The following is a 22,946-nucleotide window of genomic DNA, read 5'->3' on the forward strand; positions in this document are numbered from 1 at the left end:
AAATCTTATTTACGGTCTAAAATCCACTCATGGTCTGGATCATTATGGAATTTCCAAATACGTGTCGGGCCTGCCATTACATTTAAGTAATAAGATGTATAACCATCAGGTACTCCTACTGGGTGGTAGCCAACAGGAACTTCAACAACATCACCATTTTCCACAGTCATGGTTTCATCTAATGAACGATCGTCTGTATAGACACGCTGGAAGACAAATCCTTGTGGTGGATCCATTTCATGATAATAGCTTTCTTCTAAAAATGATTCTTCAGGTAGATTGTCTTGGTCGTGTTTATGTGGTGGGTAACTTGAGAAGTTTCCACCCTCCGTAAACACTTCTACTACTAATAAACTATTTGCAGATGGATCAGAATCAGGAAGAATATTATGAACATGGCGTTTGTTTGAATATTTTCCTCTATCTTCAATACCGTTATCTTCTGCTTTGATTAATTTGGTTGGTAATTGTTTTTCTGATGGAGAATAACATAGGGCAACTCTAGCTTTTGTTACGGCTTCCACTTCGTATGTGCGGTCATTAGAAACATACACGCTATCCGTTGGCTTCTTTTCAAATACGCTTTCACGAGTTCCAATGTTCTCAAAGGATTCATTGCCTTCTTTTACGTTAATTTTTCCAGTTAACGCAACAATGCAACATTCTTCTTTTTCTAATGTTTCTTCATATTTAGCACCAGGTTCTACATCTATCACTTTAAAACCAACATATCTTAAATCTGAATTTTTTTTGTTCACATCATGAACTAAAGTGACACCTTCAGATATCGTTTCTTGCATAGGTTTGTGGAGTAATTTACTCATTTAACTTTTCCTCCTTAACGTATAGAAAGTATTCATTTTTAGAACAGACCCCTTTACTCTGTAAAGAGGTCTAATTGTATTGTAATGATAGATTAATAGTTCTTATTAGTTAAATTCAGGAGCAGCGTAACGTGCAGTTACAACTTTTTTACGAGTATAGAAGTCTACACTGTCTTTACCGTTAGCATGTAAAGTACCGTAGAAAGAATCTTTCCATCCAGAGAATGGGAAGAATGCCATCGGTGCTGGAACCCCTAAGTTGACCCCTAACATACCTGCATCAATATTTTCACGGAAGTAACGTACAGAAGAAGTGTTCGTTGTAAAAATACAAGCTCCGTTAGCAAAGTTAGATTTGTTTGCAGTTTCTACTGCTTCCTTCAAGTTTTTAACACGAATGACGGATAATACTGGAGCGAAAATTTCATCTTGCCAAATTGTCATTTCAGGTGTTACACCTTCAAAGATAGTCGGCCCAACGAAGTAACCACCTTCTAAATCATCTTTACGACCATCTCTAACTAGTGTAGCTCCTTCTTCCAAACCTTTTTCAATGTAGCTAATTGTACGTTTTTGGTTTTCTTCACGGATAACTGGTCCTAAGAATACACCATCGTCAAGTCCGTTACCCATTTTCACGTTGTCTGCCGCTTCTTTAAGTTTTGCCATGAATTCGTCAGCAACATCTTCTTCTACTGTTACAACAGCACATGCCATACAACGTTCACCAGCAGAACCGAATGCAGCAGAGATAATATCCTTAACTGCTTGATCTAAGTCAGCATCTTTTAATACAGTAGTATGGTTTTTCGCACCAGTTAACGCTTGAACACGTTTAAGGTTTTCGCTTCCACGTTTGAATACATATTCACCAACTGGTTTAGAACCAACGAATGAAATAGCCTTAATTTCTGGATGATCAAGAATTCCATTAACAACATCATGTGCACCATAAACGATGTTGAATACTCCATCAGGAAGGCCGGCTTCTTTAAGTAAGTCAGCTAATTTTTCAGTTAACAATGGCGTTTTTTCGGATGGTTTTAATACGAAAGAGTTACCCATTGCAATTGCCATAGGGAACATCCAACAAGGAACCATCATTGGGAAGTTAAATGGTGTAATTCCACCGATAACTCCAATTGGATAACGATAGTTTGCAGCTTCAACATCTGTCGCAATATTCGATAGAGAGTCACCCATCATTAATGTAGGAGCACCAGCTGCGAATTCAACGTTTTCAATTCCACGTCCAACTTCACCTAATGCCTCTGTCGTGTTTTTTCCGTTTTCAATAGTAATTAAGCGAGCTAACTCGTTTCTATTTTTTTCTAATAATTGTTGGTAAGCAAATAGAATTCTAGCACGTTTTTGAACTGGAACTTTACTCCATTTATCAAAAGCCTTTTGAGCTACTTCTGCAGCGTGGTCTACATCTTCTTTAGTTGAGATAGGAACTAATGCAACGATTTCCTTTGTTGCTGGGTTATAAACTTCCTCATATTTAGTAGTTTTGCTTTCTACCCATTCCCCATTAATAAAGTTTTTTAGTTTTCTAGCTTCAGCCATGCTATATTCCTCCTCGTTTATTTATCCTTATAAATGATTCTTTAAATCTTATACTATTTCATGAAGTTAAATAACTTATGGTTACATAATAATACTGTTATCGCTTTCAGTCAATAGTTATTATCAAATTATGTTAACTTCTTTGTTAACTTTATATGAACTTAGCCATAAATCGATTAAGAGTAATAGAGTTTGAATAGATAGATTGGGAGAATCAATTTTATGGAAATTAAAAAAACTACACCTTCCGTAATAATGGTAGGTGCAGTTTATATAGAACGATTAAAAACCTGCTGGCTTTTTATTATCTGGTGTATCATAGGATCTGAATTTTTGTTCCAATTCTTCAAGTGATACACCTTTTGTTTCTGGTACATATTTTACAACGAATAATACGGCAAGTACATTTAATACCGCAAATACGAAGAATGTAACTGATAACCCAACAAATTCTAATAAAATTGGGAATAAAAAGCTAATTACAAAGTTGGTCATCCATAGTAGGAAAACACTCACACCCATTCCAAGTCCACGTAATCTCAATGGAAAAATCTCAGCTAACATTAACCATGTTACCGGCGCAATCGCACCTTGCATAAATGCTAAGAATGTAACCGTTAATGATAATACAACATACGGAAGTGCTGCAGTCCCTGCTAAAACATTAGAAAAAATAGCAATAAGTGTTAGGGATACGATTACCCCAATCTGACCTACAATTAGCATAGGGCGACGTCCGAACTTACCAAGTAAACCAATTCCTATTATAACTGCGATAACCGCAATTGCCCCATTTGCAACATTACCAATTAACGCTGCTTGTGTTCCAAATCCTGCATCTCTCAGTATTTCAGTGCCATAATACATAATTGAGTTAACACCAGTAATTTGTTGGATAACCGCAAGACCAATTCCTAGTAGGACAATCCTTCTAATCCAAGGTACCGCCAAATCTTTCATGGAGGCCTTTTCAATATTTTCTTCCAGTTCAATATTATCCTTAATTTCTTTTAGTTCTGTATTCGCTTGTTGAATATTTCGAATATCTTTTAGTATCTTTAGGGCATCCCCCATTTTACCTTTAGCTGCATACCAGCGAGGACTTTCTGGAACAGACAGCATTCCAATCCATAAAACGACAGCTGGAATAGTTGCGATAACAAGCATAATACGCCATACACCAGGATCTGCTACCGTATTACCTAAAACAGCATTGGTAACATAGGCCAAAAGCTGCCCAGTAACAATCATGAATTCGTTTTGCGTAACCATTCGACCACGACGTTCTTTTGGAGACATCTCCGATAAAAATGTTGGCACTGTAACCGAAGCCCCACCAACCGCTAATCCAAGGAAGATACGCGAGATAACCATAATCGGCACGTTAGGAGCAAACGAAGTACCTAAGGTTGAAAAGAAAAATAGTATTGCTAACCATAATATTAATTTCCTACGTCCAAATTTATCAGAAAGTTGCCCACCAAATACAGCACCGAAAGCGGCACCAAATATTAACGAACTAGAAACTAGACCTTCTGTAAAAGCGTTCAAGTTTAATTGATCCGGTAAGGACATAAATGGAAGTGCACCATTAATTACCCCTGTATCAAACCCAAATAGCAAACCACCAAAAGTTGCTATCCAAGTAATTTTAGAAAGCTTCTTTTTCCGCTCAATCGCTGACAAATCATTTGTTGTCATCAGTCTTCCTCCCTATTATTCTAATCTTTTAATCTTAGATTAACGTTAATTTCAGAATGATGAACCCTCCCCTAAAAGATACCAATAAAATTAAAGCGTTTACAAAAGAGAGGTAAAAGAATTTATTTTATTTGCTCTCCTTTCTCTATTAAACTTTTATATTATTGCGATAACAATTTTATTTTATTATACTATGAAAGAAAGGTCATTACTTAAAACTGCTATATTATTTAGAAATCTTGCTAAAATAGGTGAGCGCTTTACTAATTTTAATATATTAACGTCCCATGGGAGGTATACTGTGTCTGAAAAAGGAGTATTAGCTCAATCAAGAATATATTTTCATACAGCTAGCCCTTTTGCGAAAAAGGCATTATATTATCTTATAAGCGGAGGCAATTATGTATGTTCAATCCCATATGAAATTAACAGAGATAATCTTCCACAGTTTTTATTGATTTATATAAAAAGCGGTAGAATGGAACTTCATTATAAAAATAATGTAAAAATAGTAAAGAAGAACAACCTTATTCTTCTTGATTGTAATGAACATCATATATATCGTGCACTGGAACGAACGACTTTTGATTGGCTTCATTTTAAAGGTAATGCCAGCAGTGCTTATTTTGACCTACTTTATAAGAATAGTGAATGTGTCATTTCTCTTGCAAATAATTGGACTATTGCTAACTATATAAATCAACTTTTAACTAGCATGAAACAAAATAATGTAGACGAACATTCCGCTTCCATTCTTTTACATAAAATCTTTTATGAGTTGGAGATTATCTCTAACCATAGTCCAGATTCACAAGATGAAGCAATTAGGCGCGTCATTCTATATATAGAAAATCACTTCATGGAGAATATCACGATTGAAGATCTAGCAGAATATGCGCAATTAAGTCCATATCATTTTTCAAGAGTATTTAAAAAATATACCAATCTATCACCACATCAATATTTGATTAATACCCGCATTACACATGCGAAAGAGTTATTATATTTTACTACGTTGCCCATAAATGATATCGCATTCAAATGTGGCTTTAATAGTTCAGCACATTTTATAACAACATTTAAAAAACACACAAACCTCGCCCCAAATCAATTTAGAAAGATGAAGTTCTAGACCAATTGTATCTTATTTATTAAAACTGTAGATAGATTTCTACAGTTTTTTATGCTTTTATAAGTAGTGGTTTTTTCCATCCTCTACCGACTTGTCGAACCTTTACGGGCAGTTGATCTCCCACCTACCTTCTCTGTTTCCCGGGAAGCTTGAGGCGGGAGCCTTACTGCCCGTTTAGGTGGGATAAATGAATAGAAAACATAAGAATGGTTCTCGAAATTCATCTTGTTCTTTTATCATCCATGGCTTCCCCTGTCATCATGGACAAAACATCTTCTTTTTTACTTCCAAATGTACGTGAGAATGCCTATCACGGACTTTTCATATTCAGTTTTACTTCTAAATGTACGTGAGAACGCCTATCATGGACTTTTAATACATCTTTTTCACTTCTAATGTCCGTGACAACTTCGCCACGACACTTCATGATTTACGTCACTTATAGCCAAATAGAAAGTAAAGGAAGTGGTGCTTCAGCTTAATTTAAGCGGCCCTAAGCATCATACCCTAAATAGAAAAAGGTGAGTTTCATCCTCATGGATAAAACCCACCCTTATTTCTATACATTCTGACTTATATCACTGACCATTCCAACACTTTCTAAATATTCCCTTGTTCGTTTTGCAATTGGAAGTGGTTTGTCAAATGGAGCTGGGTACATGTCTTGCTCGACGATGGCCCAACCATCAAAGTTCGCTTCATTCAGAACCTTCATAATCGCCTTGGTGTCAACAACACCTTTATCTGGTTCACAGAAAATATTTTCTTTCACTGCTTCGGCTAAAGACCAATTTGCTTCTTGCATTTTCTTCTTCACATTCACATCACAGTTTTTAATATGCAAATAACCAATTCGATCGTGATGTTTCTTAATAAATGATAATGGATCTCCACCACTATAAACATGATGGCCTGTATCGAAACATAATTGAATATCAGTATCTTTAAGTAAACGTTCAATTTGCTCTTCTGTTTCTACATGAGTTTCTCCATGTGGATGGTATACGGTTTCTAATCCATAGTTTTCTTTTGCGTAATCTTTTATTCGCTTAATATTATGAATAAAAGCATCCCATTCCTCATCATTTAACTCTTTCGGACGAATAAGCTCACCAGTAAATAAATCTGTATACGTTGCATCAATTAATACAACATACTTAGCAGTTGAAAACTGAACCTGCAATTTTGCCATATCATCTAATTGAGCAATCATTTTATCTACATTTTCATTTGATGTTAAATCATCCATTAACGTAGTAGCTACTAAATCGATGTTTCTCTTAGCTAATTCTTCTTTTAATGGTTCATATTGATTCGGTAGATATCCCCATGGTCCCAATTCAATAGCATGGTACCCTGCTTCTTGGATTTCATCTAAACATCTATTCCAAGGCGTTTGCTTCTCATCATCTGGGAACCAAACTCCCCAAGAACATGGGGCTATTCCTAGTTGAACACTCATGCTTCCACCGCCTTTTTAAGGCTAACCCATTTACCTTCTTTAGCAGATTCTAAGACCGCATTGATGGTTCGATCTACTTTCGCACCGAAGGCAAAATCACAAATATAAGGTGTTCCGTTTGTTACAGCTGATAACAATTCATGAACTTCTAGTATTTTAATATCATTGAATCCAATTCCAATTCCTTGAGCTGGGTTAAATGCATTAAATCCTCTATGCTCAGGTCCAAGATAAACTGTACGATATCCTCTATCCACTTCCTCATCAGAATGGAAGTACACATTTACTTCATTCAAGCGTTCAAGTGAATAATGAACAGATCCTTTTGTACCTTGAATTTCATAGGAGAGATAATTTTTTCTTCCTGTTGCTACACGGCTAGAAGAGATATTACCAACCGCACCATTTTCATAGTTTGCTAACACGGTAATTAAATCCTCATTTTCTACTTCTGCCATTTCAGAAGACCCCTCTGATTTTGGCCTTTCTTTAATAAATGTTTTCGCTAATGCATTTACATTTTCCATATCGCCTAATAAATATTGAGACACACTTAATAAATGAGATCCCAGGTCCCCTAATGCACCACTTCCAGAGAACTTATTAATATGACGCCATGTAATTGGCAATGCCTCATCTAATAACATGTCTTGATCATATGTACCGGAAAAACGCATAATATCTCCTAGTTTTCCAGATGTAATTAATTCTTTAATATAATGTGTCGCTGGATTCATTACATTATTAAATCCAACATAATTTACTACCCCTTTTTCTTTCGCCAATTCTGCAAGCTCTTGCGATTCACCAGCAGAAAGTGTAAGAGGTTTCTCACAATATACATGTTTTCCATTTTCTAATGCAGCTTTTGCAATTTCATAATGTAAGAAGTTTGGTGTAGCAATATCCACAACATCCACATTCGGATCCGTCACAACATCCTTCCAGTCCGATGTATAACGACGATATCCTAATTTTTCTACAGCTATTTTAGCCGCCTCTTCACTTACGTCAGATACTAGCTCAAATACGGGTTTTCCACTTTTAGGTCCAAATAATAGTAAAGCGTTTACAAATGAATTCGTATGAGATTTACCCATCCATCCTGCCCCAATTAAACCTATTCTTATATCCATTATTTTTCTCCCCTTTTACTTTCGATTATATTAATTTGCTATATACCAATATTTTAATATACTTATGTTAATAGGTCATTACTGAAAATTGCTATATTAATTGAAAAAAATTGCTCTGTTTTTTCGTTAGGGAAAGGAGAAACAAGATGGATGAAACAGGAGTCTTACCTCCCTCCGAAATCTACTTTCATACAGCGAGCCCCTTTGCAAAGAAAGCATTATATTTCCTATCGAACGGTGGTAGCTATATTTGCTCTAGTAAATACGAAATTAAACGGGAAACATATCCTCAGTATCTATTAATGCATGTAAAAGAAGGAAGTATGGAATTTGGTTACGATCAAAATAAATATGATGCGAAAGCAAATTCAGTTGTCTTTCTCGACTGTTATAACCCTCATTTCTATCGGGCATTAGAAGACTACACTACTATAAATTGGTTTCATTTTACCGGAAACGCTAGTCAGACCTTTTTTGATACATTATATCATTATAATGGATGCGTCTTTTCGCTTGAGAATAATTGGAGGATTCCTGAATACATGGAAGAAATTTTAAGCATGATGAAAAATTCTAATGTCAACGAACAGTCTGCATCTATTATCATACAACGAATCTTTTACGAATTAGATGGCATTTCGAATCAATCGGAAGTAGAATCAGTAGACCAAACAATAAGTCGATCGCTTTCGTTTATTGAAAAACATTATATGAAAGATATTGGTCTTAAAGATATTTCGGAGCAGGTGAACCTGAGCCCTTTTCACTTTTCAAGGGTGTTCAAAAAACAGATGAACTATTCGCCCCACCAGTATTTAATTAGTTATCGGATTAACAAAGCAAAAAACTTTTTACATAATACCGCTTTGCCAATTAACGATATTGCCTTAAAGTGCGGCTTCAATAGTTCTTCTCATTTTGTGAATACATTTAAGAGACACACGAATCTTTCCCCGAACAAATTTCGAAAAATGAAGCTATAATTTGTGTAATTATTTTTAAAACTAACACACAAAGAAGCCCTTAAGATGTCAATTCATCTTAAGAGCTTCTCCATTAAACTTAGTTTTCTTCTATTTCTTTACGGTTTTTCTTAAATAGCTTCGATAATAATTCATAAACAATAGGGACAATAATTAACGTTAATAGGGTGGAGCTTGTTAAACCACCAATAACGGTAACGCCTAGTCCTTTCGAAATTAAACCGCCACCGCCAGAACCAATTGCTAACGGAATTAACGCACCAATCGTTGCAATTGCGGTCATTAGAATTGGTCTGAGACGCGTTGATCCCGCTTCAAGAATCGCTTCTCGAAGTCCCATGCCGGAGTGCTCCATGCGAATAATTCGGTCTACAAGTACAATGGCATTCGTAACCACGATACCAATTAACATTAATAGACCCATCAAAACAGAAACAGAAATGGTTTCACCCGCGATAAACAGACCAACTAATGATCCGATTACCGTAAACGGTAATGAGAATAGAATTGCAAATGGCGCCAGACCTTCGCCAAACGTTACAACTAAGATAAAGTATACAATCAAGATTGCCGCCAACATTGCTACACCAAGCTGTGTAAAAGTCTCAGTCATATCTGCAGCAACTCCGCCAACACCAACTGATACACCCTTAGGTAACTCTAAATCCTCAATTGCTTTATCTACTTCAGATGTAGCTTTTGATATATCATCATCAAGGATCGTACCTGAAACCGTTGCGTAATATTCTCCTTTACTACGTGCAAGGGTATTTAACGTTGTACCTTCTTCCACTTTTACAAGCTCAGAAAGCGGCATTGTTGTGCCAAGTGCTGTTGGTATTTCTGTTGCTAGTAGTTCATCAATTGACTTAGGTTGTTTAGCTTCTTCCTGCTGGACAACGACATCCAATGTGTCACCATCTTTTTCAACCGTTGTAATCACTTCTGGTGTCGAGGATGTCCTTAGCATTCCAACAATTTGTCCTGCTGTTAACCCATACTGCAGTAACTCATCTTGATCTACATTAAATGTATACTCAACATATGCGTCTTCAGTACTAGAGGAAACATCTTTTAATCCATCATTCTCTTTCATCACATCTTCTACCATTTTCACAGATTCATTTAGTTTATCTAAATCTTCACTGTAAAAAGTATACTCGAGTTCATCGGTAGACATCGACATACTTGAGAAGTCTTGGCTCTTCCATTCGCCTGATTGACCAATGTTAAACACATAATCCTCAATTTCCTCACGTGCTTCTGGGAAATTTTCCATGTCTGGGTCAAAGATTAGGAACATTAATCCACCATTTCCTCCTCCGCCCATCATTGCTGCCATTGGATCGCCATTATCGGTAACAGATAATTGAACAATATCAATGTCTTCACGTTTTAATAATTCTTTTTCTACTTCTTCAATATTTTTTAATGTCTCTTCCTTTAACTCACCGGCTTCTGGCGTATACGTAAGATACATCACCTTTTCTTCTTCACTACCTAGGAAGCTGAAACCAATCAATGGTGTTAAAGCCAGACTACCAACTAATAATATAATAGCTGCAAGTGATGTAATTATTTTATGATTTAGTGCCCAGTTAAGGATACCTTTGTACCAATTAGCTAACTTACCAGCTTCTTTATGACTGTGTTCTGTTCTTTCGCTATACAACTTTTTCTTAAATAAGAAGTGAGATAGTGCTGGAACAATGGTAATCGCAACAATTAAGGAAGCCGCCAGTGCAAACGTCATTGTTAATGCAAATGGCATGAACAATTCCCCTACCATACCACCAACAAAGATAAGTGGTGCGAATACCGCAACCGTTACAAGTGTAGAGGATAGGATTGGTTTGAACATTTGAATGGTCGATTCACGAATTAATGCACGACCTGTTAATTTCTCACCCTTCAAGTGCAATCGCCGGTAAATATTCTCAACTACAACAATAGAGTCATCGATAACACGACCGATTGCAACCGTCATCGCCCCTAGTGTCATAATATTTAATGTCATATCTAACCAGTTAAGTAGAAGTAAAGCCATTAAAATCGAAACTGGAATAGATACAATGGAAATAATAGTAGATTTAAAATCACGCAAGAATAAAAGAATAATTAAGATGGCGATTAATCCACCGAATAATGCCTTTTCAACCATCGTAAATACCGAGTCCTCAATCGGTTCTCCTTGGTCAAGTGATATATCGATTTCGAGACCATCTATCTTTTCCTGCTCTTCTTTTATTAAATCTTTTACATCGTTCACAACATTAACCGTATTTGCTTGTTGTCCTTTGACAATTTGTATTGCAATGGCATCTTCCCCATTTGTACGTGAAATTGATTGTACTTTACCAACTTCCTTAACTGTAGCTATATCGCTAAGCTTCACAAATGGTGATGGATTTGTTTCCGATGGTGTTACTGGGATTTGCATTTCCTTTAACTCATCAACTGTCATGAACTTGCCGTCAATAGATACAGCTTGTTCCCCTTCTTCAAATTCATATAGCCCTAGGGAAACATCTAAATTACTTGCCTGGATCATTTGTTCGACATCATCTTCAGTTAAATCAAGTTCTTCCATCTTGGCTTTATCATAAGCAAGCTCGACTTCTTCAATATGTTGACCTGTAATGGTGGCAGATGCAACACCGTCGATCTTCTCGATTTTTGGAAGAAGAATGTCCTCTACTGTCGATGTTAATTCAACAATATCTTCATCCTGACTACTAACACTTAATGCAACAACTGGCATCATATTCATACTAATGGCTGAAATGGTTGGCTCCTCTGCATCTTCCGGCAAGGATACTGAATCTAATGCTGCTTCCAATGCACGCTTGGCCTCATCCATATCAACACCATAATCATATTCCACTTGAATATTGGCCATGTTAGAATAAGAGTTAGAATAAACAGCTTTCACGTCCTCCAAACCTTCTACAGCCTTTTCTAAAGGGATGGAGATATCTTCCATTACCTGTTCAGGGGTTGCTCCAGGATATACATCCGCGACCATTAAAAAAGGGATGGAGATATCCGGGATGGTCTCCATTTTCATACGTGTTCCTGAATAAATACCAGAAACTGTTATAATGATGGTTAGCAACCATACTGCTAGTTTATTTTTTAAAACAAAATTGACTAAACCTTTCACACTTTCACCTACCTAAATTGACTTATGAATTCTATTTATCTATACTAATGACTAAACGGTCATCTGTCAATCATAAAAGCAGGAGAAGATTATATGAGTAAAAAACAGTTAATTATGGATAAAGCATTAGAACTCTTTGCTAAACAAGGTTTCGAAGCTACTTCTGTTCAGCAGATAACAGATTACTGCGATATTTCAAAAGGTGCCTTTTACCTATCATTCAAGTCAAAAGATGAACTGATTATTGCGTTAATCGATCACTTTATGGAAGCAATTACATCTGATATTGACTATATAGTCAAGACAACAAAAAACGAAGAGCTTTTGTATTCATTTTACTACATGAACTTTCAATTTCTTCATAAACATTCAGATTTTGCTAAAGTTTTCATTAAAGAGCAAACTCATTCTTTAAATGAAGATCTACTTGTAAAGATGCGTTATTACAACGCATTAATTGATAACACCATTTTATTGATGATTGAACGATTATTCGGGGAGAAGGTTACCGATACAAAATATGATCTTATGTATTGTATTAAAAGTTTTATGGGGATGTATTCCGAGTTGTTTTTCTTTAATAGCACCACATTAGATTTGGATTTAGATTTACTAGCACATTCACTCGTAGAAAAAACAAATTTACTAGCAAAACATATAAGTATCCCATTTGTCACAAAAGAGCTTTTCCAAGTTTCTAGTCAAACGTTAAATTTAGAAATGAAACGGGAACAACTACTTGACTTACTGGAGCAAAAAATAAATGAAATGGATGAACCGATCATAAAGGAGTCGTTAATACTTATAAAGCAGCAGCTACTTCATCAAAATTTAAGTCCAGCTATTGTAAGTGGATTACTTGAAAACATACAAAAGCATCCACATTGTAAGTGGATTTCTTACTTATTGCGCAATTATTTTCACATGTAAGCAAGCTTAAAAAGGAAATTAGCCAACCACGCTAATTTCCTTTTCTCATTCTATTATTCTATTGAGCCAAAACCAATGGCGAGAAGATAATATAAGTGACAATCATCGTAACAATAACCAATGCACTCACTGTATAACGGTGTTTCCATTGTTCCATGCCAACCTTGTTATGTGTTTTGAATTCAAACGGTTTATCTAACGGTTTAATTCTGCCAACTAACCAAAGAACGAACACATCAAGGATGAACATATAACTAAAGATGTATAGATAATGAACATCTATGAAAGCAGTAGATAATAAATATCCTACAATATGGAATACGAATGTAACTTTCGCACCAAGTGGTGTAACATATTTCGAATAGAAACCTAAAACAATGATTGCAAGTAATGGCATACTATAAAGTCCATTGAATTGTTGGATTACGTTATACAATCCACTCGGAGCAAACGCGATGAATGGAGCAATGATAATAGAAACAATACCAACTAGAATTGTTGTTAACTTACCAGCACTAGCAACCTTTTGATCAGATGCTCCTTTATTAAACATAGGTTTATAGAAGTCTAAAGTAAATAAAGTAGCTGTTGCGTTCAATGCACCCACAAACGAACTTAAAATTGCACCAAAGATAACTGCACCGAAGATACCATATGACCATTCAGGTAAGATAGCTTCTATTAAAGCAGGGTAAGCGTTGTCAGGATTTGCTAATGAATCACCAAACATAACAAAAGCAATAATTCCAGGGAATACTAAGAAAAACGCTCCAAAGATTTTAAAGAATGCTACATATAAAGCACCTTTTTGACCTTCTTTTAAGTTTTTACCTGCAAGGGTTTTTTGTACAATCATTTGGTTTGTACACCAGAAGTATAGATTATTAAAGAACATACCTAAAAATAGAGTAGGCCATGGAACAACCGGTGAATCAACTGCACCAATTGCATTTAATTTTTCAGGCGCTGTATCTTTCACCAAATTTAATCCAGACATAAAGCTTCCATCACCTAAAACAATTAATGCAATAACCGGAATCGATAGACCCCCAACAATTAATGCAACACCATAAATCGTATCACTATGTGCCGCTAGAGAAAGTCCACCGACTAGTAAATAAAATAGACCAATAATACCAGTAATAGTAGAGATAATAGCCACGGCTATTAGCGGGTCTACACCTAATAACTTATCCACTGCAAATATTTTATTAAATACAAGTGATCCAGAATAAAGCACAACTGGTAAAAAAGATGTCATGTAAGTGAAGATGAATAGGAAAGAAAGAATCCTTTTCGTAGTCGTATCGTAACGAATCTCCACAAAATCAGTTACAGTATCCACACCATATTTCATATATTTAGGAAGAAAGACAAGCGCCAAGAATACAAGCGCAAAGGCAGCGGTTACTTCCCATGCCATTACTTCCATTCCGGCCATGTAGCTTTGACCATTTTGTCCAACTAGTTGCTCTGTTGATAAATTTGTCATGATTACAGTTCCAGCAATGGTAAACGCTGTCAAACTCCGTCCACCAAGGAAAAAACCATCTGAACTATCCATGTTTACTGCTCTACTTCGTTTATATGCATAAAACCAAATCCCACCAACGATTAATACAAATGTGGCAAATACTATTCCCATAATTTATCCATCCTTCTTTTTCTGCATGATCTATTGAAGAATTATTTTCCCCAAATTGCGAAAGGCGTGACCCAACGCACTCGGGAATTTTATAATATCAAACGTTTTCAAAAATGAGACTAATTAATCACGAGTAACATCAATAAGTTCTTTCGTATCAATAGATTGTTGTAGTGCATATGCAACTCTTGTTCCTTCTAAACCGTCACGTGCACTAACTCCCGGTTGACGTTTTTCTCTAATACAAGATGCAAACTCTTTCATTTCATTTAAAAATGCATCTCTGAAACGTTCAGGGAAATGTTGTGATGTAGGTCTAACGACACCGTTTTCATTAAAGACCGTAACTAAATTCTTGTCTGGTTGAGCCCCGATCCGTAACATTCCTTTCGTTCCTATTAATTCTGTTTCTACATGATAGCCATGAATTGCGTTACGTCCAGCCACAAGTAGAGCCATCGTTTTATCTTCTAATTGCATCATTGCAGCGCCGGTCTCCAATTCACCAACTTCGTCTAATTCTGGGTATGCAGCATTTTTACCAAGTGCCCAAACACGGTTTACTTCTTTACCTGAGAACCAACGAACTATGTCAATATCATGAATAGACATGTCGGCGAAAAGTCCACCGCTGTTACTTGCCCCAGCAAATTTCACAAAGCTTTCCAAACCTGAACAAGGATCAATACCATAACAACGAATAACCGTTAGTTCACCTAAATCCCCGCGTTCTACCATTTCTTTTGCATATTGGTACGACTCATCATAACGTCTCATAAATCCAAGTTGGAAAACCAGTTCGGGACGGGATTCAATAATTTCAACTGTCTTTTTAATTTCTTTTATTTCTAATCCAATTGGTTTTTCACAGAAAACATGCAACCCTTTTTCCATCGCTAGATTAATTTGTTCTGTATGAAATCCTGATGGTGATACAATTACGACTGCATCTAAGTTTGGACTATTAACCATCTCTTCATAGGAAATATATGTTTCTGTTACACCAAGTTGTTCTCTAGCATAGTCTAATTCTGATTCTACAACACTACATGCAGCAGTTAATGTCATTCCCGGTATATTGGAAGCAACATTATTCGCATGTGTTTTACCAAGTCTACCTAAACCTACAATACCTACTTTTATATCCACCATTTATGCATCCTCCATTCAGAAGCGTACCAATACTTAATAATAAATTAACCGCTAAGTATTAGTTACACCACCAAACTATCATGTTATGATTATATATTAATTGTGGATGCGTTTTCAGTCAAGTGTTTTTTTGTAGATCTTTGTCAAATTCTATAATTTTGTTGGTAAGTCTTGTATTCTACCATAAAGAAAACTATCCACTATTCATTAATAACAATAACAAACGTAGTGATTTATATTGTGAATATCACTACGTTTCTTTCTAATTGTGAATAAGTGGTTAATAACTTAAAAATAAACTCGATAGAAAAGATTTAAACATACCAATTATTCACATGTTTTTATTATTAGTTAATACTTTTCAATTTTTTAGGTGTTTTGGAGGCTGTGCTGTTGATTCCCTTACAATTAATTCAGGTACAAATAAAGTTCTTTCCGTAGCCAAATGAGGCATCTTGATTTGTCTAATTAAAACATCCACAATTTTGTCTGCCATGTCTTTAATTGGTTGAGCAACAGTTGTTAATTCCGGAACTGTTGTTGTAGAAAGAATCATATTATCAAACCCAATGACGGATATATCTTTTGGCACTTCCAGCCCTAAACTTCTTGCTGCTTTCAACGCTCCTACCGCTAATATATCATTCGCCGCAAATACCGCAGTTGGTCGATCCTCTTTTTGTAACAACCCAAGCATCGCTTTCTCCCCATTTTGTATCGATGCTGTCGTTCTTATTACATTTTCTTCGCTTACTGGCATTCCATGCATTCCTAATAAGTCACGATATGCGTGTAACCTAAGCGTACTGCTGTGAACCTTTTCAGCAATTACTGCAATATTTTGATGCCCCAGCGAAATAAGATGATTAATAGCTAAAAAGCCACCACGGTAATCATCGACAGAAACAACATTAAAACTTTCGGTTAAATTATCTTGAGCAAGTAATGTAACGGGAATATTGTTTTGGTGAAACTCTTCTACTAAGTGAATGTTTTGGAACCCAGATGCAATAATAAATCCATCCGCCTGTTTGCTTTGCAGTAACTCTATATACCGTTTTTCCTTTTCCTCATTATAATCCGTACTACAAATAAATAAAGTTAACCCCATTTCGTGTGCTTTATCCTCTATGAATCTCGAAATCTCTGAAAAAAATGGGTTCGAAATATCTGGAATAATTAATGCCAAGGAATCTGTTTGTTTTTTGGTTAAAGCTGAAGCAACTACGTTAGGTTTATAGTTTAGACGCTGGATCACTTTGTTTACTTTTTTTCTAGTCGGATCGCTTATACTACCTGTTTTATTGATGACTTTGGATACTGTTGCTATGGAAACTTTTGCTTCTTTCGCAACATCATATATTGTCGGTTTCATCCTTACCCCCTCCATACTAAAAAGAAACAGATAATACATATGTAACATCTAAGAATCTATTGGATTCTCTATGAAACAGAAATAAAGAGGACTTCCATCAGTGGGGGTTTTCCTTCATCCCCCACTGGTGGTTAGTCGATAAAACTATTAAAAAACTTATGTAGATAAGAAAGTTAGGACTCTCTTATCTGCATAAAATGGTTAAGCGCTTTCCAAGGACCTCAAAAAAATATTAATCTACTCTACTTACTTCTACTTCTGTACCAGATTTTATAGAGGCAAAACAAGCTTCCAGCGTATTCATATTATGAATCGTACTCTTACTATCATAACGAGGTTCTGCTTGATTTAACATACAATCCGAAATATGCTCCATTGCTAATTTATATTCATCGCCTTCGATGATTTCTTTCCTCACTTCCCCATCATTACTAATAACTTGGATAATTCCTTCTCCATTAAATAAATCTGGGCGATATGCTCTTGGGACTTGAATAATCCCCTTGGTACCAACTACCTCATAACTCATATGTTGAGCCATATCCATACTACAATCAAAAACACCTTTAACCCCATTGTCAAATTCCATAATCCCAGTGGTAGAAATATCAACAGGGTTTCCCTTATGAATTGCTTTTGCGTATACATGAGTAGGCTCTTGTTTTAAAATGTCACGAATCGTGTGAATACAATAAACTCCTACATCGTAAAGGCTCCCACCACCTGTTTCCGTCGTTAATCGGAAATTACCATTCTTATTATCTAAGAAAAAGGAACAATGGGAGCGGACTAGTTTCACATCCCCAATTTCTCCAGTAGTAATAATATCTCTTACTCTCTGATTTTGTGGATGATATTGATACATAAACGTTTCCATGAAAAGTACATTATTTTTCTCGCAAACCTCTATCATTTCTTTTGTATCCTCTACCGTTAGTGCGGCAGGTTTTTCGCAAAGAACGTGTTTACCGGCTTCAGCTGCCTTCTTTACCCATTCTGCATGTAAATGGTTTGGAAGCGGAATGTAAACGGCATCAATTGATGGATCATTTAATAATTCTTCAAAACTATGATAAGCTTTTGGGATATTAAATTTCTTAGCTTGTAAACTAGCACTCCCACTCGCACTATGACTTGCAATTGCTATTAACTCTGCATTTTTAGCACGTAATATAGCCGGAATTGTTAATTTTCTTGCGATATCAGCTGTACTCAAAATTCCCCAATTCACTATTGACATAAAAGCACTTCCTTCCTATAAATATTTATCCTTTTACTGCACCCATCGTCATTCCTCGTACAAGGTGTTTTTGGGCAATAAATGAGAATATCAATACTGGAATTATAGATATAGTTGCAGCGGCTGTCAAGGCGCCCCAGTTCGTTTCGTACTGCGTAATAAATGTTGAAATACCTGCTGGGAGTGTCATCATGTTTGTTGAATTTAGCAAGAACATCGCAAACATAAATTCGTTCCAAGTTAAGATTAGGGTAAAAATAGACGTCGCTACAAACCCTGGTAAAACCAATGGTAACACTATAATGTGGAATGATTTCATTCGAGATGCACCATCAATCATCGCAGATTCTTCAAGTTCTTCCGGAATTTCTTCAAAAAATGCCTTTAACATCCATACTACAAATGGCAAGTTAAATCCGGTATACACAATTAGCATCGCCCAATGTGTATTGATTAACCCTAATTGTTGCATGATTAGATACATAGGAATAACAACAACTATCGGTGGCAACATACGAGCAGTTAAGATGAGAAAAGAAATCTTTTCACTACGATTATTTTTCATTTTGAAACGTGCCAAACTATAAGCCGCGTAGGCACCGATTACTAAACAGAGAATCATAGATACGAAAGAAACAATCATACTATTGATAAAAAACTGTGGGAACGCACTACCACTTGCAAAAATTCCATTAACAGGATCAAAATAATGTTCCCAAGTTAATTCTTTAGGGAAGAACGTTTGCGCTTTAGCAAATAGCTCCCCTTCCGTTTTTAAACTAGTAATGACCATCCAATACAACGGAAATAATACAAATAGAATGGAACCTACTAGGAATACATAACGGAATATGGTAGACCCTAATTCTCCTCGAGCAACCGTATTTTTGAATTTAGACATATCCTTATCCCTCCTTTAGCCTTTAGCCTGAGATGTATTCATCATTCTTATTAGTAAAGTAGAAATAACAATGGTAATAATCAATACAATAAATAGACCAGCAGAAGCAAATCCAAAATCTGTAAACTTCATTGCGGAACGATACATTAAATAACTGATTGTTTCTGTTGAGGTTCCTGGACCACCCTGTGTTAAAACGAACACCTGGTCAAACGTACGAAGTGCATCCATCGTACGGATCACTAGAGCTACAATAATAATTGGCTTTAACATCGGAATAGTGATAAAACGAATGATTTGGAATTTAGTTGCTCCATCAATTGCTGCCGCTTCAAATGGATCACGTGGTAAAGCCTGTAATCCGGCAAGAATAATTAAGAAACACATTGGCATCCATTGCCAAATATCGACAAAAACTAAGGAAGCAAACGCTAAAGAAGCTTCTCCAAGGAAATTAATCTTCGGTAATCCAATACTTTGCAATAAGTAGTTAATGATTCCCATATCCGTATTTAACATAAGTCGGAAAACAACCGCTACGACTAACGGGGACAACATCATTGGTATAATTAGCAACCAACGTAAATACTGCATAGCCTTTCCATCTTTAGATACCATGTTAGCAAGGGTGAAACCTAAAGTAATTTCAATCGATACTGATAACATAGTGAACAATAGAGTAACGTAAATCGCATTCCAAAAATCGCCATTTGTTAGTACATTAGAGTAGTTATCGATACCTGTAAAACCTATTGAATTCCCAAAAGTATCATATCCAGAAAAAGAAACAACTAATGAATATATGATTGGAAAAATAGTTACAATTGCGAGTAGCGTTAGTGTCGGTAATAATAACAAATATGGTAAATTTTTTTCGGAATTGATTTTAGCCGGCTTTTGATTGTTTTTAGGGCTTTTTACATTTTTCGAGCCTTTTCCCTCATATCTTTCCATATCGAATTGTTGTGCCAAATTATCCTGATTACCCATTCTATTCAACCTCCCCTTTGAACCAAATAATATGGAGGGCAGCATCACAGTACGTAATGCTGCTAAAATGATTATTTATAATAACCATTATCTTCCATTAGTTTTTCAATCTCAGCTGCAGCTTTATCAAGAGCTTCTTTCGCCGTTAAATCATCTGTCATTGCTTGGTTAAGTGCTGTACCATAAATAGACTCGATTTGAGAGTATAATGGTGTACGTGGACGGAAATTAGCATTGTTTAATCCTTCAGCTATTGCATCTAAATAAGGATATTCTTCTAGTAATTCCGGATCCGTTAACACACTAGTTCGTGTTGGAACTCCACCATTTAATACCGCTTCTTTTTGAATTTCTTTAGAGTTTGCCCACTCGATAAACTGAAGAGCAGCCTCTTTCTTCTCAGAAACCTCAGGAATGGCCATAATCCAATTGCCAATCATTGGCGCATGATCATTACCTTCTGCTTTTGGAACTAAAGTGTATCCAATTTTCCCTTTAACAGATGAACCTTCTTTTTCCATTTCAGGAGCCCAAGATGGCCATACGATTGATAGTAAACCTTCACCTTGTACCATTACACGGCCAATTTCATCGGCATTATAGTTCGCAACCCCATCTGGAGCAGTATCTCTCATGCTTAAGTAAAACTCTAAAGCTTCAATTGCTTCAGGACTATTCACTGTTACATTCCAATCTTCATCGAAGAAGTCAGCTCCATGCGACCATAAGAAAGCATTAAAGTTTGTTGCAATACCATTACCGCGTGCACCACGGTGGATGAATCCATACTCAATATCTTTACCCGCATGTTCCTTAATAGCATTTTCCACATCAGCCCAAGTTTCTGGTTCTTCCATAAGATCTTTACGATAGAATAACATTTGCACGTTTCCAACAGATGGAACACCATAGAAGCGTGGTTCTTCATTCGGATCAGACCCAGGAAGACGTGGGCCCTCTGGTGCCGGCCACATACTTACTTTACGAGATGTTTCAGCGAAATCATCTTCCACTTCAAATCCAAGTTCGTCTAGTGGAGTTAAGAATCCACCACCAGCAAACATTGGCATCCAAGGATCATCCGCAAATACTACATCGTACGCCCCACCATTAGAACGTAAATCGTTATAAATGCGCTCGTAAAGTGTGTCATAGTTAAATTCATTTAAGTTTACTTTAATACCAGTTTCTTCTTCAAATTGGGGGACTAGTTGTTTAATTGCAGCAGTTTCTGTACCTGCAACCATTGCTACAGATATTTCATCCGCACTACCCGATCCACTGTCAGATCCACCAGACGAATTACTACTACCACTATCACTGCTACTATTACTACTACATCCAGCAATTATTAGTAACGCTAAAACTAGTAAAGCAAATATCTTTTTCATCTAATCATTCACCCCTTCGTGTTATCTTGAATAAGCGCTTACATAAATTCCTAATCAAGTAATTCTAAATAAAAAGACACTAATTAAGTATAGCCCTCCTCCTCTATGTATTTTAGTAAGTGTTATACTACAGTTAAGCGCTTTCTCTTATATTACCATATAAACCGGTTTTTGCAATATATTTTTTGAAAATTTAACAAAATTAAATAAGAGGGAATAGATTGAATACTCGAGTCGCAATTAATTAAAATTCCTTCCAATAGTATCCTTTAAAATATTGGTAGAATGGTGTAATGCCGCCATTGTATCTATTGTATGATCCTCTAATTCAAGACTGATGGAACCCTTGTAACCGCTCATTCGAATAGCTGAGAAGAACTCTTTCCACCATAATGATGGATTACCATATCCAATCGCCACAAAGTTCCAAGATCGTTCTGTAAACCGATCTACTGTTTTGGTGTCTAATAATCCATCTTTTTCATAAATTCCTTTTTCAAATCGAACATCTTTCGCATGAACATGATGAATCGCATCACCTAATGATCTGGCAGCTATGATTGGATCTGCTCCCATCCAAAACATATGACTTGGATCTAGATTCATCCCTATCATATTTCCTGCTTGATTTCTTAACTTCATTAACGTTTCTGTATTGTAAATTAACTGAGAACCATGATTTTCTATGGCAACCTTCTCGATTCCATGCTCTTTAGCTAACGTAACTGTTTTCTCCCAATAAGGAAAAGCTACTTCATTCCATTGCCAATCTAGTATTTCTTTGTTTTCTGGTGGCCAACTAGTCGTGATCCAATTCGGTGTGGTATCATTTGGATTTCCTCCTGGTAAACCAGACATCATGACAATTGTTTTAACATTTAAAAGTTCAGCTAGTTGAAATGTCTTTTCTATTACTCTTCGATGTTCTTCTCCTTGTTTATTAGGTGCCAATTGATTACCCGAACAGTTTAATGCATCAATCTTCATACCATATTTTTCAATAGTATGGAGATAACTTTCCCGCTTTTCTTTACTATTTAAAAGTCCGTCTAAGTCCAAGTGTGGGGCACTAGACCAGTTTCCACATCCAATTTCTATCGTTTCGTATCCCAAATCAGATACCGTCTTTAACATTTCTTCAAATTTCAAATGAGCTAAACTATCCGTAACAATTCCTAGTTTCATCTTTTTCACCTTATTTCTATATATTTTTTATTACTTAGTTTGTGGGGCTTGCTGAAACCTTCCTGCGGTTGATTCCCGATATTTTTGTGTGAATACTGATATAATGTGCATGTTCTTCCGATAAAACTACCCAACTACTAAAAAACCTCTTATTAATAGAATAAAAC

The 22,946-nt window shown here is 36.0% G+C and carries 17 protein-coding genes; 3 read left to right on the forward strand and 14 right to left on the reverse strand.

Going from position 1 to position 22,946, the window contains the following annotated elements; genetic code table 11:
- Positions 1-5 precede the first annotated feature (5 nt).
- From iolB to KM885_RS00925, 3 genes are all read right to left on the reverse strand, one after another.
- Complete coding sequence (gene iolB / locus KM885_RS00915) at positions 6-824, reverse strand: 5-deoxy-glucuronate isomerase (RefSeq protein WP_216883423.1); 819 nt, start codon at positions 822-824, stop codon at positions 6-8.
- A gap of 105 nt (positions 825-929) precedes the next feature.
- Positions 930-2,393, reverse strand: coding sequence for a CoA-acylating methylmalonate-semialdehyde dehydrogenase (locus KM885_RS00920; RefSeq protein WP_216883424.1), 1,464 nt, complete (start codon positions 2,391-2,393; stop codon positions 930-932).
- Positions 2,394-2,675: 282 nt separating this feature from the next.
- On the reverse strand, positions 2,676-4,094 hold the full coding sequence (locus KM885_RS00925; RefSeq protein ID WP_216883425.1) for a sugar porter family MFS transporter: 1,419 nt from the start codon (positions 4,092-4,094) through the stop codon (positions 2,676-2,678).
- A 301-nt stretch (positions 4,095-4,395) separates the two neighbouring features.
- On the opposite strand from KM885_RS00925, the gene KM885_RS00930 reads away from it, so the two are divergent.
- Entirely contained in the window at positions 4,396-5,226 is an 831-nt protein-coding gene (locus tag KM885_RS00930) for an AraC family transcriptional regulator (protein ID WP_216883426.1), read from the forward strand.
- A 559-nt stretch (positions 5,227-5,785) separates the two neighbouring features.
- Here the strand turns inward: KM885_RS00930 and KM885_RS00935 are convergent.
- A complete protein-coding gene (locus KM885_RS00935) occupies positions 5,786-6,688 on the reverse strand; it encodes a sugar phosphate isomerase/epimerase family protein (protein ID WP_060667758.1) in 903 nt (300 codons plus the stop codon).
- Positions 6,685-7,824, reverse strand: coding sequence for a Gfo/Idh/MocA family protein (locus KM885_RS00940; RefSeq protein WP_244986863.1), 1,140 nt, complete (start codon positions 7,822-7,824; stop codon positions 6,685-6,687). The genes KM885_RS00935 and KM885_RS00940 overlap by 4 nt, the downstream gene beginning before the upstream one ends.
- 146 nt (positions 7,825-7,970) lie before the next feature.
- Here KM885_RS00940 and KM885_RS00945 point away from each other — a divergent pair, with 146 nt between their 5' ends.
- Positions 7,971-8,807, forward strand: a complete 837-nt coding sequence (locus KM885_RS00945; RefSeq protein WP_060667760.1) for an AraC family transcriptional regulator — start codon at positions 7,971-7,973, stop codon at positions 8,805-8,807.
- 79 nt (positions 8,808-8,886) lie between these two features.
- On the opposite strand, the gene KM885_RS00950 is transcribed toward KM885_RS00945, so the two are convergent.
- A complete protein-coding gene (locus KM885_RS00950) occupies positions 8,887-11,970 on the reverse strand; it encodes an efflux RND transporter permease subunit (protein ID WP_216883427.1) in 3,084 nt (1,027 codons plus the stop codon).
- 93 nt (positions 11,971-12,063) lie between these two features.
- On the opposite strand from KM885_RS00950, the gene KM885_RS00955 reads away from it, so the two are divergent.
- On the forward strand, positions 12,064-12,900 hold the full coding sequence (locus tag KM885_RS00955; RefSeq protein WP_060667762.1) for a TetR/AcrR family transcriptional regulator: 837 nt from the start codon (positions 12,064-12,066) through the stop codon (positions 12,898-12,900).
- A 58-nt stretch (positions 12,901-12,958) separates the two neighbouring features.
- On the opposite strand, the gene KM885_RS00960 is transcribed toward KM885_RS00955, so the two are convergent.
- The 8 genes from KM885_RS00960 to KM885_RS00995 all read right to left on the reverse strand — a co-directional run bounded on the left by KM885_RS00960 (position 12,959) and on the right by KM885_RS00995 (position 22,779).
- Positions 12,959-14,548, reverse strand: a complete 1,590-nt coding sequence (locus KM885_RS00960; RefSeq protein ID WP_379565641.1) for a solute:sodium symporter family transporter — start codon at positions 14,546-14,548, stop codon at positions 12,959-12,961.
- Between the two features lie 120 nt (positions 14,549-14,668).
- The gene (gene iolG / locus KM885_RS00965) at positions 14,669-15,697 is read right to left on the reverse strand and encodes an inositol 2-dehydrogenase (protein WP_060667764.1); all 1,029 of its coding nucleotides are present in this window, start codon (positions 15,695-15,697) and stop codon (positions 14,669-14,671) included.
- Between the two features lie 361 nt (positions 15,698-16,058).
- Positions 16,059-17,072 (reverse strand): LacI family DNA-binding transcriptional regulator, encoded by a 1,014-nt coding sequence (locus tag KM885_RS00970; RefSeq protein ID WP_060667765.1) that lies wholly within the window; start codon positions 17,070-17,072, stop codon positions 16,059-16,061.
- Between the two features lie 232 nt (positions 17,073-17,304).
- Positions 17,305-18,312: a Gfo/Idh/MocA family protein gene (locus KM885_RS00975; RefSeq protein WP_060667766.1), complete on the reverse strand. Its 1,008-nt coding sequence runs from the start codon at positions 18,310-18,312 to the stop codon at positions 17,305-17,307.
- A 25-nt stretch (positions 18,313-18,337) separates the two neighbouring features.
- Positions 18,338-19,213 (reverse strand): carbohydrate ABC transporter permease, encoded by an 876-nt coding sequence (locus KM885_RS00980; RefSeq protein WP_060667767.1) that lies wholly within the window; start codon positions 19,211-19,213, stop codon positions 18,338-18,340.
- 15 nt (positions 19,214-19,228) lie between these two features.
- Complete coding sequence (locus KM885_RS00985; protein WP_060667768.1) at positions 19,229-20,203, reverse strand: carbohydrate ABC transporter permease; 975 nt, start codon at positions 20,201-20,203, stop codon at positions 19,229-19,231.
- A 71-nt stretch (positions 20,204-20,274) separates the two neighbouring features.
- Complete coding sequence (locus tag KM885_RS00990) at positions 20,275-21,594, reverse strand: ABC transporter substrate-binding protein (RefSeq protein WP_060667769.1); 1,320 nt, start codon at positions 21,592-21,594, stop codon at positions 20,275-20,277.
- 240 nt (positions 21,595-21,834) lie between these two features.
- Positions 21,835-22,779: a sugar phosphate isomerase/epimerase family protein gene (locus KM885_RS00995; protein WP_060667770.1), complete on the reverse strand. Its 945-nt coding sequence runs from the start codon at positions 22,777-22,779 to the stop codon at positions 21,835-21,837.
- Positions 22,780-22,946 lie beyond the last annotated feature (167 nt).

It is taken from the genome of Oceanobacillus caeni, from assembly GCF_019037185.1.
Classification (GTDB): domain Bacteria; phylum Bacillota; class Bacilli; order Bacillales; family Amphibacillaceae; genus Oceanobacillus; species Oceanobacillus caeni.

What these genes read in the sequence shown, in the direction of transcription:
- KM885_RS00935 (WP_060667758.1), bottom strand. Translation starts at nt 6,688, where the DNA reads ATGAGTGTTCAACTAGGAATAGCCCCATGTTCTTGGGGAGTTTGGTTC.
- KM885_RS00990 (WP_060667769.1), bottom strand. Translation starts at nt 21,594, where the DNA reads ATGAAAAAGATATTTGCTTTACTAGTTTTAGCGTTACTAATAATTGCT.
- KM885_RS00975 (WP_060667766.1), bottom strand. Translation starts at nt 18,312, where the DNA reads ATGTCAATAGTGAATTGGGGAATTTTGAGTACAGCTGATATCGCAAGA.
- KM885_RS00940 (WP_244986863.1), bottom strand. Translation starts at nt 7,824, where the DNA reads ATGGATATAAGAATAGGTTTAATTGGGGCAGGATGGATGGGTAAATCT.
- KM885_RS00945 (WP_060667760.1), top strand. Translation starts at nt 7,971, where the DNA reads ATGGATGAAACAGGAGTCTTACCTCCCTCCGAAATCTACTTTCATACA.
- iolB (WP_216883423.1), bottom strand. Translation starts at nt 824, where the DNA reads ATGAGTAAATTACTCCACAAACCTATGCAAGAAACGATATCTGAAGGT.
- iolG (WP_060667764.1), bottom strand. Translation starts at nt 15,697, where the DNA reads ATGGTGGATATAAAAGTAGGTATTGTAGGTTTAGGTAGACTTGGTAAA.
- KM885_RS00920 (WP_216883424.1), bottom strand. Translation starts at nt 2,393, where the DNA reads ATGGCTGAAGCTAGAAAACTAAAAAACTTTATTAATGGGGAATGGGTA.
- KM885_RS00980 (WP_060667767.1), bottom strand. Translation starts at nt 19,213, where the DNA reads ATGTCTAAATTCAAAAATACGGTTGCTCGAGGAGAATTAGGGTCTACC.
- KM885_RS00925 (WP_216883425.1), bottom strand. Translation starts at nt 4,094, where the DNA reads ATGACAACAAATGATTTGTCAGCGATTGAGCGGAAAAAGAAGCTTTCT.
- KM885_RS00970 (WP_060667765.1), bottom strand. Translation starts at nt 17,072, where the DNA reads ATGAAACCGACAATATATGATGTTGCGAAAGAAGCAAAAGTTTCCATA.
- KM885_RS00995 (WP_060667770.1), bottom strand. Translation starts at nt 22,779, where the DNA reads ATGAAACTAGGAATTGTTACGGATAGTTTAGCTCATTTGAAATTTGAA.
- KM885_RS00955 (WP_060667762.1), top strand. Translation starts at nt 12,064, where the DNA reads ATGAGTAAAAAACAGTTAATTATGGATAAAGCATTAGAACTCTTTGCT.
- KM885_RS00985 (WP_060667768.1), bottom strand. Translation starts at nt 20,203, where the DNA reads ATGGGTAATCAGGATAATTTGGCACAACAATTCGATATGGAAAGATAT.